The organism is Paenibacillus lautus NBRC 15380 (assembly GCF_004000945.1).
In the GTDB taxonomy this organism is placed as follows: Bacteria; Bacillota; Bacilli; order Paenibacillales; family Paenibacillaceae; genus Paenibacillus_AQ; species Paenibacillus_AQ lautus.
On record NZ_BIMF01000023.1, the window covers coordinates 80,214 to 95,744 of the forward strand.

The window sequence follows — 15,531 nt, forward strand, 5'->3', positions numbered from 1 at the left end:
CAACCTCATTACAAGCGGTATAGTAGTATGTTAAGAGTGTTTACGCCTATACTCCAATGGTGTCATTCCATACATCTCTTTGAATTGACGACTAAAATAGGGCAAATACTGGTAACCTGTTTGAGAAGCCACTTCATATATTTTAAGTTTCGTGCTGACTAATAGATCTCTGGCTCGCTCCATACGAAGCTTGATGACATAATCACTAAAATTATAACCGGTTTCTTCCTTAAACAGAACACCTAGATAGTTTGGAGAAAAGGAAAAACGGTTCGCCATATCCCGGAGCGTAATATTCTCGTGAACCCGCTCTCGTATATTATCAATAATCTCCTCAACAAGGCGTCCATTCTTGGACGATTTACGAAATTTCAATTGCTCCGATATCTCAAAGACTTTCATTCTCAACCACGAGAAAATATCGTCCATCGTTTCAAATTGCAAGAGTACATCGAGGTTTTTCAGTTCGATTCCCAGCATCCTAAACAGGTCTTCATGCATCGTATGCAAATGCGCGTCCAACTTCAATATAATGTATACTCCAAGATTCCGAACCGTAAATTTGGAGCGAATATTGGATGCTAGCAGTTGTATGGCTTCGATTTCATCGTGGATTTTGACGATCTCATAATTCGTCATAGCGGTAAATAAAGAGTCCAGCCTGATATCGAGACTTTTGGCGTCTTCCCGGTCCTCCGTCGGCACTTCGTTATAAAGTATCCATTTCCCTTTTCCACGAAACATTTTATAGTCAAGGGCACCCTCTGCCATAACGTAGGACGGATGAAGTTCTTCAAGCCGATTCGCAGTCCCTCCCTCACCTACGGTCACGGTAAGGGGATACTCTTGGCCTAGCGCCGTCAGTAAGGACTGAATCTCTTCCTTGCCTTTTGTCATTTCCATGAGTACTGCCATCCGCTGATCTGTCACCTTGCATATATGCCTGAATCCGCAACTCTCCAGTTGCTTATGCAAACTCGTGAAGTACTGCTCATTTAATCCACTCGGATTCTCGAGCTCGTAATGATTGCTCCGCCAGGAGCTGACATCATCCACTTCAAGTAATATCACTCGCACGGGCCAGTTCATCTCATGAAGTTGGTATTCCCGCTTAATAACACCCAGCATGGCACCGTCATAAGGCTTCTGGAGAATTTGCAGCAGATACTGATTTTTGAGAATCGGTACCATCAGTTGATAAGCCCGTTCTGTTTCCTTGCGGTCATGGAGCCTGTCCAGCTCAATCCGAACTTTGGTCAACTCTTCAATCAACTCTTGGTCCTCCATGGGCTTCAGCACGTAATTACAAGCGTTTAATGCGATTGCCTGTTTAACATAACTGAAATCCTGGTAACCACTCACGAAAATAACCTGTAATTCATCATGTATCTTCAGCGCTTTTTGCGCTAATTCAATACCAGTCATATTGGGCATGCGTACATCCGTCACAAGAATGTCAATATCCTCTCGTTGTAGGACTTCCCATGCTGCAAATCCATTATTGACCGAATCAACCACGGTCATTCCAAGACTCTCCCATGGAATAAAGCTCCTCATGCCCTCTAGGTCCAATATTTCATCGTCAGCCAGCAGCACTTTATAGATGGGTATCCTCTCCCCTAAATTTCGATAAGGGTATGCTGCAGATGCAGCATACCCTTTCGGTTTACGTTATTCTACTTTTGACCCTTCATTTGAGCCAAGTTTTCTTGCCATTTCGTTGTTTTGAATGCAAGAAGCTTATCATATCCAGCTGCTTGAGCATCCGCTTCTGCTTTGTCCAAGACAGCCAGTACTTCTGCATCGTCCTTCGCAAACAGCGCCTTCGCTCTAGCTTCTGTGTAGATATCTTCTACACGCTGACGGATAATACCTTCTTCGCTTTCTGGGGCCGGATCAAGATTGATGAATTCCGTTGCATTTGCTTGAGTTTTCCAAGTTATTTCATACTGCCAACGAGTAGACCAGTTACGCTCTTCTTCTGGCAATGTGCTTTCGTATTTCGCTTTTGCTGTATCAATAAATACCGTGTTTCCGTTCCACTGGAGGTTTGTTGTTTCCGCTTGCAACTTACCAAGACCCGCAGCATCCGTAACATATTTCTCAGTAAACTTAGGCGTTATACCATCTTCTTCATATCCATCCCAATATCCGCCTTCCGGTCCCCACATTAACAGTGTTTGACCTTCAGGACCTGTATACCAGTCCAGGAAAGCAAAGATCGCTTCAGGATTTTTTGCAGCTTTCGTAATAACGCTTACGTTCCAACCCAGTTGAGTATAGGTTCCCGGGAAGATTTTATTCTTGTCCAGACCTTCCTTATGAATCGGCCAGATCATGAAATAACCGGCTTCCGGATCTTTTGCAACGAGTTCCGCATGTGCGTTCATTGCATTTTCAGTCGGGCTGGAAGCTGCATATACAGCAACGCGGCCTGTCATTACTTTTTCCTTGATTTGGTCAGCGGTTTGAGTCAATGCATCTTGAGAAATCAGTTTATCACGGAATAACTTCGCTGCATATTGCATCGATTCGCGATATGTTGGATCCGTAAAGATCGAAGTCAATTTATCTCCGTTAGGCACACCACGAATGGTAATCCAACGTGTCATTGCATCCTCTTTGAAAGCAGAGTACAACACATCAATCCCTTGTCCTTCAATACCTGGTTCATAAGGAACGACAGAGTTTCCGTATTTCGCCTTGACAGCTTCCAGGTATTTAGTCAAATCGTCCGTTGTTTCCAGCTTAGGCTCGCCAAGCTCTTTATAAATTTTACTATTGACTACATAACCTGCATTACCGTTCGGTTGGCTGGTGTACCAGTTAGGGAATTGATACAGCTTGCCGTCCGGGGAACGAAGCATGTTGATTCCTGCCTCGCCCAACCATTCCTTCAAGTTCGGATATTTATCCAAGTAGTCATCGTAAGGCACGAGCATGCCGTTTTCTCTCAATTTTTCAACATCCGATCCCCGCTCCAGCCAAATAACATCAGGAAGCTCGTCGGAAGCAATCATCGTGTTGAATTTTTGTTGAGCATTACCTTGGGAGTTGACCGCTTTTACATCGACTTTTTTATTCTCTTTAATCCACTTCGTTGCGGCATCTTCTCCCCATGTAGGCATGGTGTACCAGTCATAGTGACCATAAAAGCTAAAATCAAGCGGTTGCTCACCCAGTACAAACTTTTCTGATGCTGCTTCAGTTGGCGGCGTGGTGGTTCCATTGTCGCTAGGAGTCGGGTTAGCTGTCTTAGTACCACCGCTGCATGCTGACAGCATTAAAGCCGCTGCTAACAACGCAGTAACCGATGTGGCCAAAGATTTTTTTCTGAGCCTCATTCTCTAAATTCCCCTTTCATATTTCCCCTTGATATTTATGTCTAAAGCTAAGCTTCAAACAACAGGATTGCTTGCCATACATGTGCTACTCTTTCAACGATCCCACCAGTACTCCCTTAACAAAATGCTTCTGTACAAAAGGGTATACCATGATGATCGGAACCGTAGCGACAATCATTGTGGCCATGGACAAAGATTTCGTGGTCACACTCTGCATTCGAGATAAAGCGGCCTGCGATGCCGAGTCCAAATTACTCATCTGCTCAGACATAATGTTGGAATTCAGTATTTGACGCAATATAGTCTGAATGGGCAGCAGTTCTTCTTTATTGATGTAAATACTCGGTAAGAACCATTCATTCCAATGGGATACTGCCGTGAACAAAGACAATGTTGCAATAACCGGACCGGATAGCGGCAGGATAATTTTAAAGAAGATCCCCCAATTGCCCGCCCCGTCAATTTTTGCCGACTCTTCCAAGCCATTAGGCAACCCTGCAAAGAAGGTACGGAATATAATCATGTTCCATACACTTACCAAACCAGGAATGATGAATACCCAGAACGAATCCATCAAGCCCAGACCACGAATCAGCATGAAGCTTGGTATTAAACCACCACCGAAATACATGGTGACTATACACATAATCATGTAATATTTACGACCCATCAGTTCGCGTTTGGTCATGCCATAAGCGAAGATGGAGGTCACTAGAATCGAAGTTATGGTTCCCACGATCGTACGGGCTACCGATATTCCGAAGCCATTCAGCAGGCGTTTATCCTGAAATACGATACCGTAGTTTTCCAAAGTAAAATCCCTCGGCCAAAATGTGACTCCCCCAAGCGATGTATCGGCTCCTGAGTTAAAGGAAACCACAAGAGCGTTCCAAAAAGGATAAAACGTCACAAAAGCCAAAAATGCTAGAAAGATATAAATCATGATCATCATGAAACGATCACCGAATCCTAAACGCACCAAGTCTAACCGCTCCCTTCATCACCATGTTCGTTTACCATAGACTGTTACCTGATCTGCGTGCAATCACGTTAGCAATTGTCAGAAGCATCACGCTGATTACCGCTTTGAACAAGCCTACAGCCGTTGCATAGGAGAACCTGGAGTTTTCAATACCGATCCGGTAAACATAAGTATCAATTACGTCGGATACCTCTCTTAACACAGGGTTCTTAGCCAAGAGCAAAATATCCTCGAAACCTGCAGTGAGCAGATTACCTATTGCAAGAATCATAAAGATGATAACAACAGGCATGATGGATGGTAACGTAATCGTGAATATCTGTCTAAATTTGCTTGCACCATCCATATCCGCCGCTTCGTACATATGAGGATCCACTCCCGCAACTGCGGCCAAGTAAACGATGGAGGAGAATCCGATTTCTTTCCAAACTCCTGTGGTTACCAGGATCGCCCAGAAGTATTCAGGAATGGATAGGAAATTAATCGGTTCTTTAATCAAATTCATTTTTTCCATCAGTATGTTTATGCTTCCGTTATCGGTAGAAAGCAAGGAAACCACAAACCCTGATACGATAACCCAGGATAAGAAATGGGGTAAATAACTGACGGTCTGCACCAATCTCTTGAAGAACAGATGTCGAACTTCATTCAGCATCAACGCAAGCAGGATCGGAGCTGGAAAGCCAATCAAAAACTTGAGTAAGCTGATAACGATGGTGTTTCGCATCACGTTCATAAACTCTGGAGACTCAAAGAACATCCGGAAATGCTTCATCCCTACCCAAGGACTGTCTCCCATGCCTTTGAAGATATTAAAATCCTGAAACGCCATCAGAATACCGTACATCGGTATATAACTGAAAATAAAAATAAGTACGAGAGCGGGAAGTACCATTAACTGAATATCCCACTGTTTAAAAAAGCGAATGAATCCATTGTCTCTCTTCCGTTTTGGAACAGTTTCCTGTTCTACGGATATTTGCGCCATGTCCAACCCCCCGTGTGTTCTATGCCATGAAGTTTACCTGATGTCTAACATTGTAGAATAAATGATCCAATATAAACATTTGCCTATTCAACGAAAAATGATATTATTCAATTGAAAAATGAAACGCTTACAGGGCATGGGATATTTACGGTGTTATGAGAGTCCTAAAAAGGAAGCTTTAACAGGCCAGGTTGTCTAACTATCACCCTTCCGATATTTAATCGGAGGCATAGAAAATCCCCTTGCGTCAATAGTGTCAGGTTCATTTCACATGAACGGTTGTTCCACCATACACCACAAGGGGAGAGTTTCAATTAGCTCTATTTGGCTGAGAAATTCATAGTATCATCAACGTTTAGCTGAACGCTGCTGTGCTGGTATGTTATAAACCATTTTCTGTAATGTCAATGGACCGGAACCCCTAATATATCATAGGTGATCATGAAAAATATACGCTTCTGCCCTTGTTCGAAAAAAGGAACTGCTTCTCTACTAAATTCACAGTAAAAATGATATTAATCAATGAATAACAGTGGCGTATATAATTCCAAGCAAGAGGCCCTGTGGTATAACGATGACTGGTTAATACTAAGGAAGCACCGATATCAACAAAAAAAATACAACCGTCACGACCAAATCGCGACGGTTGTATTCAGAAAATCTCTTATGACTTGCTCTTCACCCGTACAGGTGGAAGCAATTTATTCATATTCACCGTACGCTTGATCTCCCAAGTGTCCGGCTGATCATGTTCATACTGTTCCAGATAGGCAATGACTTCTTTGGTAATCGGAGTCGGTGTTGATGCCCCTGATGTCACAGCCACTTTGCCTACGCCTTCAAGCCATTCGCGTTTGAGTTCCGTCACATCGCCAATGCGATGAGCCGGTACGCCGGCTATCTCTTCGGATACCTGGGCAAGACGATTGGAGTTATTGCTGCGCGGGTCGCCAACCACGATGACCAAGTCCGCCTGGCCGGCTTGCTCGGCTACCGCTTCCTGCCGGACTTGCGTTGCAAGACAAATTTCATTGTGAATCTCCGCCCCAGGGAATTTATCGAGCAGACTCTTCATGATATGCTTGATATCCCATTGACTCATCGTCGTCTGGTTCGTAATGATGATTCGGGATGATTTTACCTGAAGCTGTTCAATCTCTTCTTCCTTCTCGATCAGATGCACGTGATCCGGAGCGATCCCGATCGCGCCTTCCGGCTCGGGATGTCCCTTCTTCCCGATATAAATGATCTCATACCCGTCCGCTGCCTTTTCCCGGATCAAATCATGGGTTTTCGTAACATCAGGACAAGTTGCGTCGAGCGTGGTCAACCCTTTATCTCTCGCAAGCTTGCGTACTTCGGGAGAGACCCCGTGTGCGGTAAAAATAACGGTGCCGCTCTCCACCTGACTCAGGATTTCCATCCGATTCGGACCGTCCAGGGTAATGATACCTTCATCCTCAAAGGATTGCGTGACATGACTGTTATGCACAATCATGCCCAATATATAAATAGGCCGAGGAAGATCCAGATTCTGGGCCGCCTGACGTGCCAAGACCATAGCGTCAACGACACCGTAACAGTAACCTCTCGGTGATATTTTCAAGACTTCGATGATCTTCACCTGCTTTCCGTTGTAATACGTAAAGTATCCAGTCTATTATAACCTATTCCAGAGGAGGAGCAAAGACGACGGGCAGCCAGACGATAAAGGTGCTGCCTTCCCCTCTTCGGGTAACAACCTCGACGGAGCCCTTGTGCTCATCAATAATCCATTTGGCGATGGATAAGCCAAGACCGGTCCCGCTCGTCACGCCTCTGGACTGGTCCGCACGATAGAAACGCTCGAATATAAACGGAACTTCATCCTTATCCATGCCGATCCCCGTATCCGAAATTCGCAGACCAACCTGCCCCTTATACAGGACGACATCCAGGCTGACTTCTCCCTCCGGCGTATACTTGAACGCATTCTCGATAAAGATGAACAGCATCTGCTGCAAGTAGTCCTTATTTCCTTCTACATAAACACCGTTCAGGACAGACAGCTCTCCGACATGCCACTCAGCGGTTTTCTCGAGGAAATGAGCACGCCGTGCGACCTCTTCAACCAAAGGCTGCAGAGGGACCGGATCCAATTCAAAGGTCTGGCCGGTATCGGCCCGCGCCAGAGACAGCATGTCGTTCACCAGTCTGCTCATCCGCTTCGCTTCGTCGGAAATATCGCCCACCGCTTCAACCGAGATCTGCTTAATCGTTTCTTCGTCCATATTCGCTCTCTCGCCAGGAGCTTCCGTCCACATCTTATGGAGAAGATCCACATTCCCCCGGATGGTGGTCAGCGGCGTTCGGAGTTCATGCGAAGCATCCGATACAAACCGGCGCTGTGCCGCATAGGCATCCTCAAGCTCTTTGTAAAAGCTCTCCGTCCTCTCGAGCATCCCGTTAAACGTCCCGATTAACTGACCGATCTCGTCCTCTGGCCCATCGTATTCGATTCGTACGCTGAGGTCAGTCCCCTTCTGAATCTGCTCGGCCGCCTCCGTGACCTTGCCGATCGGTTTCATGGATTTTCGTGCCAGGAACAAGCCTAATGTTGAGGCAATGACAAGTGTTGCTGCGGATCCCATGATGAGGATGGACTGGAGTCGATCTAAGGTTTGCTCGATGGTTCGCGTACTTACTCCGATCTGAAGCCATCCGAATAATTTCCTTGAGTTCGTTTCAACGACCGGGGATTCGTATACAATGAAGGATGCCCCATTAAAAGAAAACCGTTTAAACTCTCCGGGTTTGGTCATACTTAATGCTCTGTCTACAGTCGGATTCTCAAATTGCAAACCACTGAACTCCATATTCCCAGATCTCCAGATGGACCCATTATAGAAAGTATACAGCTGAACGTATAAATCAGCTGCCTCCATATTAAGCGCGGAGGAACGATCCGGTAGAAGTGCAACAGACGAAGATGTGTAACCAATCTTATTTGCTTCCTGTACTAATCGCTGCTTTAACTCCTCATACGTATACAAATGGACAAAGCCATACACCGCCGAGCTGAAAATCAGCAGTGTCACAAATAAAATGCCGGTATACCATGCTGTCAGTCTTAACCGAATGGACATGCTAATTATCTCCTCTTAAAATATAGCCGGCTCCGCGGATCGTCTGGATCAGCCGTTTACCTCCATGTTCCTCGGTCTTCTGCCGGAGCATGGCGATATAAACCTCCAGCACGTTGGACTCCCCGCTGTAGTCATAGCCCCATATTTTATCCATTATTAAATCGCGGGACAGCACCCGCTTCGGATTTTGCATAAACAGATGCAGCAGCTCAAATTCCTTCGCGGTGAGCTCCAGTCTCTGCCCGCTGCGAATAACTTCCCTTGCATCCGTATCCATCACGAGATCCTCGAAGGTCAGTCGGTGGTTAGAGGAATCATCACCGGTTTTACGGCGCAGCAAGGCCCGTACGCGGGCAAGCAGCTCCTCCAGCGCGAAGGGCTTGACCAGATAATCATCCGCTCCGGTATCCAGTCCCTTTACCCGATTCTCCACTTCATCCTTCGCGGTCAGCATCAGCACAGGTACTGTGCTTCCGCCTTCCCGGAGTCTGCGCAACGCTTCAAATCCATCGACTTGAGGCATCATCACATCCAGAACGACAACATCCGGCTCCTCACTCAATATCACCTTCAAGCCTTCCGCTCCGTTGGATGCGGTCAGGACGTCATAGCCCTCAAACGCAAGTCCCCTGCGCAGCATGGAAATTATTTTCTCATCATCATCTACAATTAATATCCGGGATCGCATAGCGGCATCTCCTCTATCTTCTAGCGTTAAATTTAGTACGACGTTACAATCCCATTATATCGGTCGCCTTAAGGACAAGACAAGCGGAAGGGAACGGTCCCTTCCGCTTGTTGTCACGCCTATCCAGGGTTACGGTTGCTGTTGTTGTTGGGATAGATCAAACTTATTACGGTCCCCAATCGTCAGCGGCAGATCAATCTTCTTGCCGTTACGAACCACATTCAGCGTAATTTTGTCTCCGACTTTCTTCGATTGTATGAATTCAGTCAGATCCTTCGAGGTCGGATATTTCGTCCCGTCCACGCCTACAATGATGTCGTATTGACGCAGGTCTGCTTCATAAGCCGGCGAACGGAATACAACGCTGTCAACGTAAGAGCCTTCCGTTACGTCGGTACCCAGGGATTGAGCAATTTGCGGAGTGACCGTTCCCAGATTTGCCCCGATAAACGGAACCGGTTCTTTCGGCACTTCTTGATTATTCTTCAGGTATTCCACAACTTCCTTGATTGTGCTGGACGGAATCGCAAATCCGATCCCTTGCGCTTCCGCGCTGACGGCTACGTTCATCCCGATAACTTCGCCCTTCAGATTGAGAAGCGGTCCACCGGAGTTACCTGGATTAATCGAAGCATCGGTTTGCAGAAGATGCTCGTAATTACGCTCAGCTTCGCCGTTCGTTCCTTGAATATCGATCTCCCGTTCCTTCGAGCTAAGTACGCCTGCGGTTACCGTGTGTTCAAAACCGTGCGGGTTACCGATGGCAACAAGCCATTCACCAACCTTCAGCGAGTCAGAGTCACCTAGCTGTACTGATGGGAAATCGGCCCCTTCGATTTTGAGTACGGCCAAATCGAGCTCATAGCTGGAACCGAGCAGCTTCGCTTCATACGGCTTTTTGGTACCCTGTACCGTCACTTGGATCACATCGGCGCCATGGATCACATGCTCATTCGTCAAAATGTATCCAGACTTCTCAAAGATGAAACCCGAGCCGATGCCGGAAGGCTGAAGCTGGGATTCCTGACCTCCGTTGTTGCTGCTTCCACCGTTTCCGCTGTTTCCGCCATTTCCTCCCTGACTCGATTGACCCCCGCCGAAGAAGTACCAGAACGGATCATTCATGTTCGGATTCGTGCTTTGGCGATTGCTGCTGTTCACAAGCGTCTCGATCAGCACGACGGCTGGACTTGCCTGGTCCACAACCGCCGATACATCGCCCGGATTCGAAGGAATCATGGCCGATGCCGTAGTAGCTCCGCCGTTATCATCGACTTTCGCTGAGGTTTCTTGGGCTGGCTCTGATGAATACGCCGCATCAGGCGTAAACAGGTTCGTGCGGTCAGCGGCAAACATCAGGCTCGAAATGACAAGGACACCAGCCAAGAAGGACAGCAGCACCGTCTTCACGGAATTTTTAGGCTTCTGGCTGTAATTCCATTCTTTGTTTCTTTTCATCGAATCCATAGACCCGCCGCCACCCTGGCTTCCGGAGGAATGTGACTGCGAGAAACCGGAGGATGGAATCGGTTTGATAGGCTGCGGAGCGGTAACTTCCACTTCCTGCGATTCCCGACTCTGATATGGCTGCTCTGTCTGCTGATCATCGCGTTCGCTTGGTATGGACTGAAACGGTCCGTAAGAATAGTAATAAGACGAATTCTTCGTGGATGCTTCCTCACGTCTCGGTGCTTCATTGTTATTCGACTCGTTGTTCATTCCCTCATCATCCGGATACCCGTAGCGCTTTCTTTGGTCGTCCATAGGTCTACCTCCTATTTTAAATCACTTGCTTCCAAGTGGTTTCATTGATTAACTGTTCTTATTGTGTACTATAAACCTTAATAGTACCTTAAAAACAATTAAAAGGCAGATAAAAAGAAAGCTAAGGCCGCGTCAAAGGAATCTGATCCGAAAGAGTCGCTATATTTTTACCCATCCCTTACGGTGGGCATAAATCGCCAATTGCGTGCGGTCTTCCAGCTCACACTTCATCAGCAGATTGCTGACATGGGTTTTGACCGTTTTAATGCTGATATGCAGCTCTTCGCCGATCTCTTTGTTGCTCTTGCCTTCGGCAATGAGCAGCAGCACTTCTTTTTCGCGCTCGGTAAGCCCGGAATCGTCGCCGTTCACCATATGTCGGCGGATCCCCCGGGTGAGTGCTTCCGACACGTCTTTGGTCATGACCGGCATGCCCCTGAACGCTCCCTGAAGGGCGTAAATGAGCTCGTCGGCCGAAACGGTCTTCAATACATAACTGACAGCCCCCGCCTCAATGCACTCAACCACAAGCTCGTCTTCGAGAAAGCTGGTCAGAATCACGATCCTCTGGTCCGGGAACTCGGACATGACCGCACGCGTGGTCTCCGCCCCGTTCATCACCGGCATCATCAGATCCATAAGAATGAGATCCGGCCGGTCTGCCTCATCCCCATTTCTTAGCATATCAACGACCTCTTGGCCATTTGCCGCCTCTCCGATCACTTCAAATCCCGGATCCAGCGACAAATACGTTTTTAATCCCATACGAACCATATCATGATCATCCGCCAGCAATATCCGAATCGTACCCATAATGATGTTGTCCCCTCTCTATTCCACTGGCTCAGCCAGCACTTCCTCATCCTTGCCCTCTTCCGCAGCCGGTCCCTGATTGCCCTCGGCCTCAAACAACGGAATATTCACGCGAACGGTCGTCCCTGCGCCCTTTTTGCTTATAATATCGACCTGTCCACCAAGCTTTTCGGCCCGCTCACGCATCGTGGACAGCCCGTATGAACCCTGCTTGCCTGCCACCTCGTCAAACCCAACCCCGTCGTCGCTGATGCTTAAAATCACGCGTTTCTGATCCTCACGAAGCGACATGCTGACAAGGCCTGCACCGGCATGTTTCACAATATTAGCTACCGCTTCCTGTATGATCAGGAACAGCTGATGCTCAATCGCATCCGATACCCCGCCGTAGAGTTCGACATCCTTCATGCCCTTCAGGCCATTTTGGCGACAGTAATCCGGGAACCATCGTTCAAGTGCCTCCTCTAGGGTTCTTCCTTCCAGTTCAACAGGCCGAAGCTGTGCAATCAGCGCCCGCATCTGCTTCTGTGCCACGTGAGACATCTCAATCAACTGACCGAGCACTTTATCGCCCTGCTCCGGGTTTCGCTTCAGAACCGCTGGAAGCGATGAAGCCGACATATGAATCGCGAACAGCTGCTGACTGACCGTATCATGCAGATCCCTTGCCATCCGGCGTCGTTCCTCAAGCACTGCGGCTTCCGCGGCAATCTCTTTCTCAATGACATCCTGCTCACCCAGGCGCTGCAGCAGCTTCATCTTCTTCTCCAGCGCTTCTGTCATTCCGTTAAACTCATCGTATACTCTGGCAAAAGAGCCGTCTTCCATGGCCGGCAGCCGTACATTCAGATTTCCTTTGGCAACCTGCAGCATGTTCAGATGGAGCAGGTCCAGCGGTCGCTGAATGCGCTGTCCCGCGATATATCCCGCAATCCCCGTAAACAGAAGTACACCGACCGTGTAATACACCCACAGCCGGTTATCTTCAATATGTATGTAGCCGGATTGGTTTGCTGTATACAGGAAAACAGCAACCCCGGCTCCAATCAACAGAAAGTAAAACAGTATCACCCATTTGGTATTTTTCAATATCCCCATCATAACGGTTATCCTACCCTATTCACTTTGACATCACCGATAAATACGCTAACGGTGATTCGAATTTTCTTACCCGCTTCCCTGTAATGCGGGCTTTCCAGACCGGCATTACTCATAAAGCCGCTGCGGCTCTCCTCCAGCACCTTCATATCGCCAATGAAGGAGTTGGTCGTGACATGAATGCCGACATCCGAATCATTCGGAACGAATACCTTTACATCCCCGATAAACGCCGAGATGTTGATTTTCGTTTCTCCGTAAGGGATCTGGGCTTTGGTCAGATCCAGCACCGTATCACCGATGAACTGCGAGATATTTGTCGGCTTCAGCTGAAAATAATCTTTTCCCATATGCACGTCCCCGATAAAAGAGGACTTGTTCACCGCATCATGGCTATGCCAAGATTGATGATGATGATGGTGCCCGTGCTGTTCATCCTTATAATCCGATCCGTCGCTGTAGCTTCTGCCGTTATCGTCAAAATCAACATGAACCCTGAACCGGCTGCGATCCTGACGGTCCTGGCGCTGGCGTTCATGATGCTGCCCCTGCCAGCGGTAACCCTTACCCGGCTCATGATAATCCGGTGATTCAAGTTCAGGATCGGGCAAGGTATTCTCAGTCTTGTCAGCCTTGTCTGTCTTACCAAATCTCCGTTCAAATTCTTCATCCAGAGAAGAATCAAGCGGACGCGCTTCAGGCGGATCAGGAATGTTGTAATCGTCGCGCCGATGCGAGCTGAAGTCATCCGGACTTGGCGGCGATGGCGGTGGCGTATGATCCTTCGGTTTGAAAATAACCTGCAATCCAAACCCAATCAGGATAATCGGAATCGCATACTTGATCAGATCGCCGAATGAGAAGTCAATCAAATTCAGGTTTTTTCCAAGAAAGTACGATCCGATAATGATCGGCACAACGGAGCCCCATAGTGCTCCTCCACGGGCATAAATTAAGCTTTGCAGCCCGAACCAGATGATGAACACCGGCCAAAAGGTCTTGAATATATAACCAAGATCCACATGTATCATATCGAGCTGATTTAGAAGAAACACCACACCAATACCGATGAGCAGCAAACCGTTGCTAAGCTGGCTCCATCCTTTTCTACTCATGGTCATCCCCTTGCCTTCCAGTTCTATTTTTTCTTAACTACAGTGTACAACATATTGCAATGAACAGGTTAGCGGCGGTGGAATGAAGTTGATCTCGGTCTTGAGACTGAGTCCATGGATAAAAATGGGAATCACGCCATAATAAAAGACCCCCGCTATAGCGGAGGTCTTATTTCACGAACGGACGCTGACATCTAAACCTTAACGGTTAGCGGAATGGTCCCCTGGTGTGTTCAGCTCGCCAAACTCAGCATCAAACTTCTCGTTCGGCTTTTTGTAGTTCTCCTGAACTTTCGAATTCCCTTTTGGATTGCTGGCGATGCTGGTATCTTCAGCAAACTCAGCATTAAACTTTTCATTCGGTGTTTTGAAGTTCTCTTGAACTTTGGAATTCCCTTTTGGGTTGCTGGCTATGCTGGTGTCTTCAGCAAACTCAGCGTTAAACTTTTCATTCGGTGTTTTAAAGTTTTCTTGTACTTTGTTCTTTTTAGCCACAGTATTCACCTCCCTGTTCATATGCAATACCATCATCCTCTTCAGGGGTTTGGCCCCCGAAAAGTAGTATGTGATGAACAGGGAGGCATTATTCTTAAATGTTTACTGCCAATCTATGCGCCAAAATCACCCTAAATGGCTTCCTCCAGAACGGATGAAGGCAGGAAACGATAGGTTTCGATCGCGGTATCCAGGGTTCTCAGCATTTCCTCCGTGCATTTGCCGCTTCCGGTTTTAATGACCTGTACCTCGACGTCCTTCTTCCCCCACTCCTTGAACACTTGTTTGGTTGTGGAGAAATAAAGATCGATTTTTTGCCCTTTGATCGCTGATCCGATATCCGCTACGATTCCATAACCATAACCCGGTATATAGAGAATACTGCCAAGCGGAAATACATCCGGATCCGCGGCAATCGTAGATAGCGTATTTCGATCCCGTTTAACCTTCACCCCGGAGTAGGTGATTCCATATTGAGGATGTCCCGGCTTCTTCCCGGTCGATTCATAACCTGCCGTATACCCCGTAGCGGTTACCTTCACCGTATGCAGCACCTGGTCCTCCCTGGGCGCAAGCACAGGCATGGATTCCCGTTTCTTTCCAGGCTGGCTGGCCTTTGGCCCCGTATCCGGAACTTCCAGGTATCTATTCATATCGCTAAAACCTACTACACGAAGCGCATAGAAGCGAGACATTTCCACGTAATCGGAGCCTTGAATTTCCCCGGCCGGATCATATACATTTCTGAAGTCCGTCGAACCATAGGATTCGCTTAGAATCAGATTGTGGGCTTCTACTATTGAAGAACCTGCACTAAACAAGACGGCTGATAAAATAAAACCAGCAAAAAACCTCTGCCATTTTTTCCATTGGATCATGTGAGTACCTCCCCCTTACTAGCGAGGGTTCCCACTTCCCAAATAGAATATACGTGATGGCAGAGGTTTGCATGTTCCCTTGTTACTTAAGCTTTATAGAGGTTGTTCAAAAAGTCCGCTTTTGATAAGAAATCCTCTATCGAGGCCACTTCAAGGATGAGCGACCGCGATGAATAGGTAGGTTTTCTTGCGATATAGAATTTCATCAGTTCCACTGATAACTCATAAATTCTATATCTAA

Annotated in this window: 13 protein-coding genes; all 13 read right to left on the reverse strand. The window is 47.3% G+C overall.

Annotated elements, in window-relative coordinates; translation table 11 throughout:
• Positions 1-30 precede the first annotated feature (30 nt).
• Positions 31-1,605, reverse strand: a complete 1,575-nt coding sequence (locus PLA01S_RS27250; protein WP_127594949.1) for a response regulator transcription factor — start codon at positions 1,603-1,605, stop codon at positions 31-33.
• Positions 1,606-1,676: 71 nt separating this feature from the next.
• Positions 1,677-3,344 (reverse strand): extracellular solute-binding protein, encoded by a 1,668-nt coding sequence (locus PLA01S_RS27255; RefSeq protein ID WP_127594951.1) that lies wholly within the window; start codon positions 3,342-3,344, stop codon positions 1,677-1,679.
• A gap of 85 nt (positions 3,345-3,429) precedes the next feature.
• Positions 3,430-4,326: a carbohydrate ABC transporter permease gene (locus PLA01S_RS27260; protein ID WP_127594953.1), complete on the reverse strand. Its 897-nt coding sequence runs from the start codon at positions 4,324-4,326 to the stop codon at positions 3,430-3,432.
• Positions 4,327-4,357: 31 nt separating this feature from the next.
• Complete coding sequence (locus PLA01S_RS27265) at positions 4,358-5,314, reverse strand: ABC transporter permease (RefSeq protein ID WP_127594955.1); 957 nt, start codon at positions 5,312-5,314, stop codon at positions 4,358-4,360.
• A gap of 664 nt (positions 5,315-5,978) precedes the next feature.
• Entirely contained in the window at positions 5,979-6,929 is a 951-nt protein-coding gene (locus PLA01S_RS27270) for a 4-hydroxy-3-methylbut-2-enyl diphosphate reductase (RefSeq protein WP_127594975.1), read from the reverse strand.
• A 52-nt stretch (positions 6,930-6,981) separates the two neighbouring features.
• Entirely contained in the window at positions 6,982-8,439 is a 1,458-nt protein-coding gene (locus PLA01S_RS27275) for a sensor histidine kinase (protein WP_127594957.1), read from the reverse strand.
• Between the two features lies 1 nt (position 8,440).
• Positions 8,441-9,127: a response regulator transcription factor gene (locus tag PLA01S_RS27280; protein ID WP_100538935.1), complete on the reverse strand. Its 687-nt coding sequence runs from the start codon at positions 9,125-9,127 to the stop codon at positions 8,441-8,443.
• 129 nt (positions 9,128-9,256) lie between these two features.
• Positions 9,257-10,891 (reverse strand): S1C family serine protease, encoded by a 1,635-nt coding sequence (locus tag PLA01S_RS27285; protein ID WP_127594959.1) that lies wholly within the window; start codon positions 10,889-10,891, stop codon positions 9,257-9,259.
• A gap of 159 nt (positions 10,892-11,050) precedes the next feature.
• On the reverse strand, positions 11,051-11,704 hold the full coding sequence (locus PLA01S_RS27290; RefSeq protein WP_127594961.1) for a response regulator: 654 nt from the start codon (positions 11,702-11,704) through the stop codon (positions 11,051-11,053).
• 18 nt (positions 11,705-11,722) lie between these two features.
• Positions 11,723-12,805, reverse strand: coding sequence for a sensor histidine kinase (locus tag PLA01S_RS27295; protein WP_127594963.1), 1,083 nt, complete (start codon positions 12,803-12,805; stop codon positions 11,723-11,725).
• A 5-nt stretch (positions 12,806-12,810) separates the two neighbouring features.
• Positions 12,811-13,923, reverse strand: coding sequence for a cell wall-active antibiotics response protein LiaF (gene liaF, locus PLA01S_RS27300; RefSeq protein ID WP_127594965.1), 1,113 nt, complete (start codon positions 13,921-13,923; stop codon positions 12,811-12,813).
• A 195-nt stretch (positions 13,924-14,118) separates the two neighbouring features.
• Positions 14,119-14,412: a hypothetical protein gene (locus PLA01S_RS27305; RefSeq protein WP_174819260.1), complete on the reverse strand. Its 294-nt coding sequence runs from the start codon at positions 14,410-14,412 to the stop codon at positions 14,119-14,121.
• Between the two features lie 131 nt (positions 14,413-14,543).
• Positions 14,544-15,290, reverse strand: a complete 747-nt coding sequence (locus tag PLA01S_RS27310; protein WP_100538940.1) for a 3D domain-containing protein — start codon at positions 15,288-15,290, stop codon at positions 14,544-14,546.
• Positions 15,291-15,531: the final 241 nt, after the last annotated feature.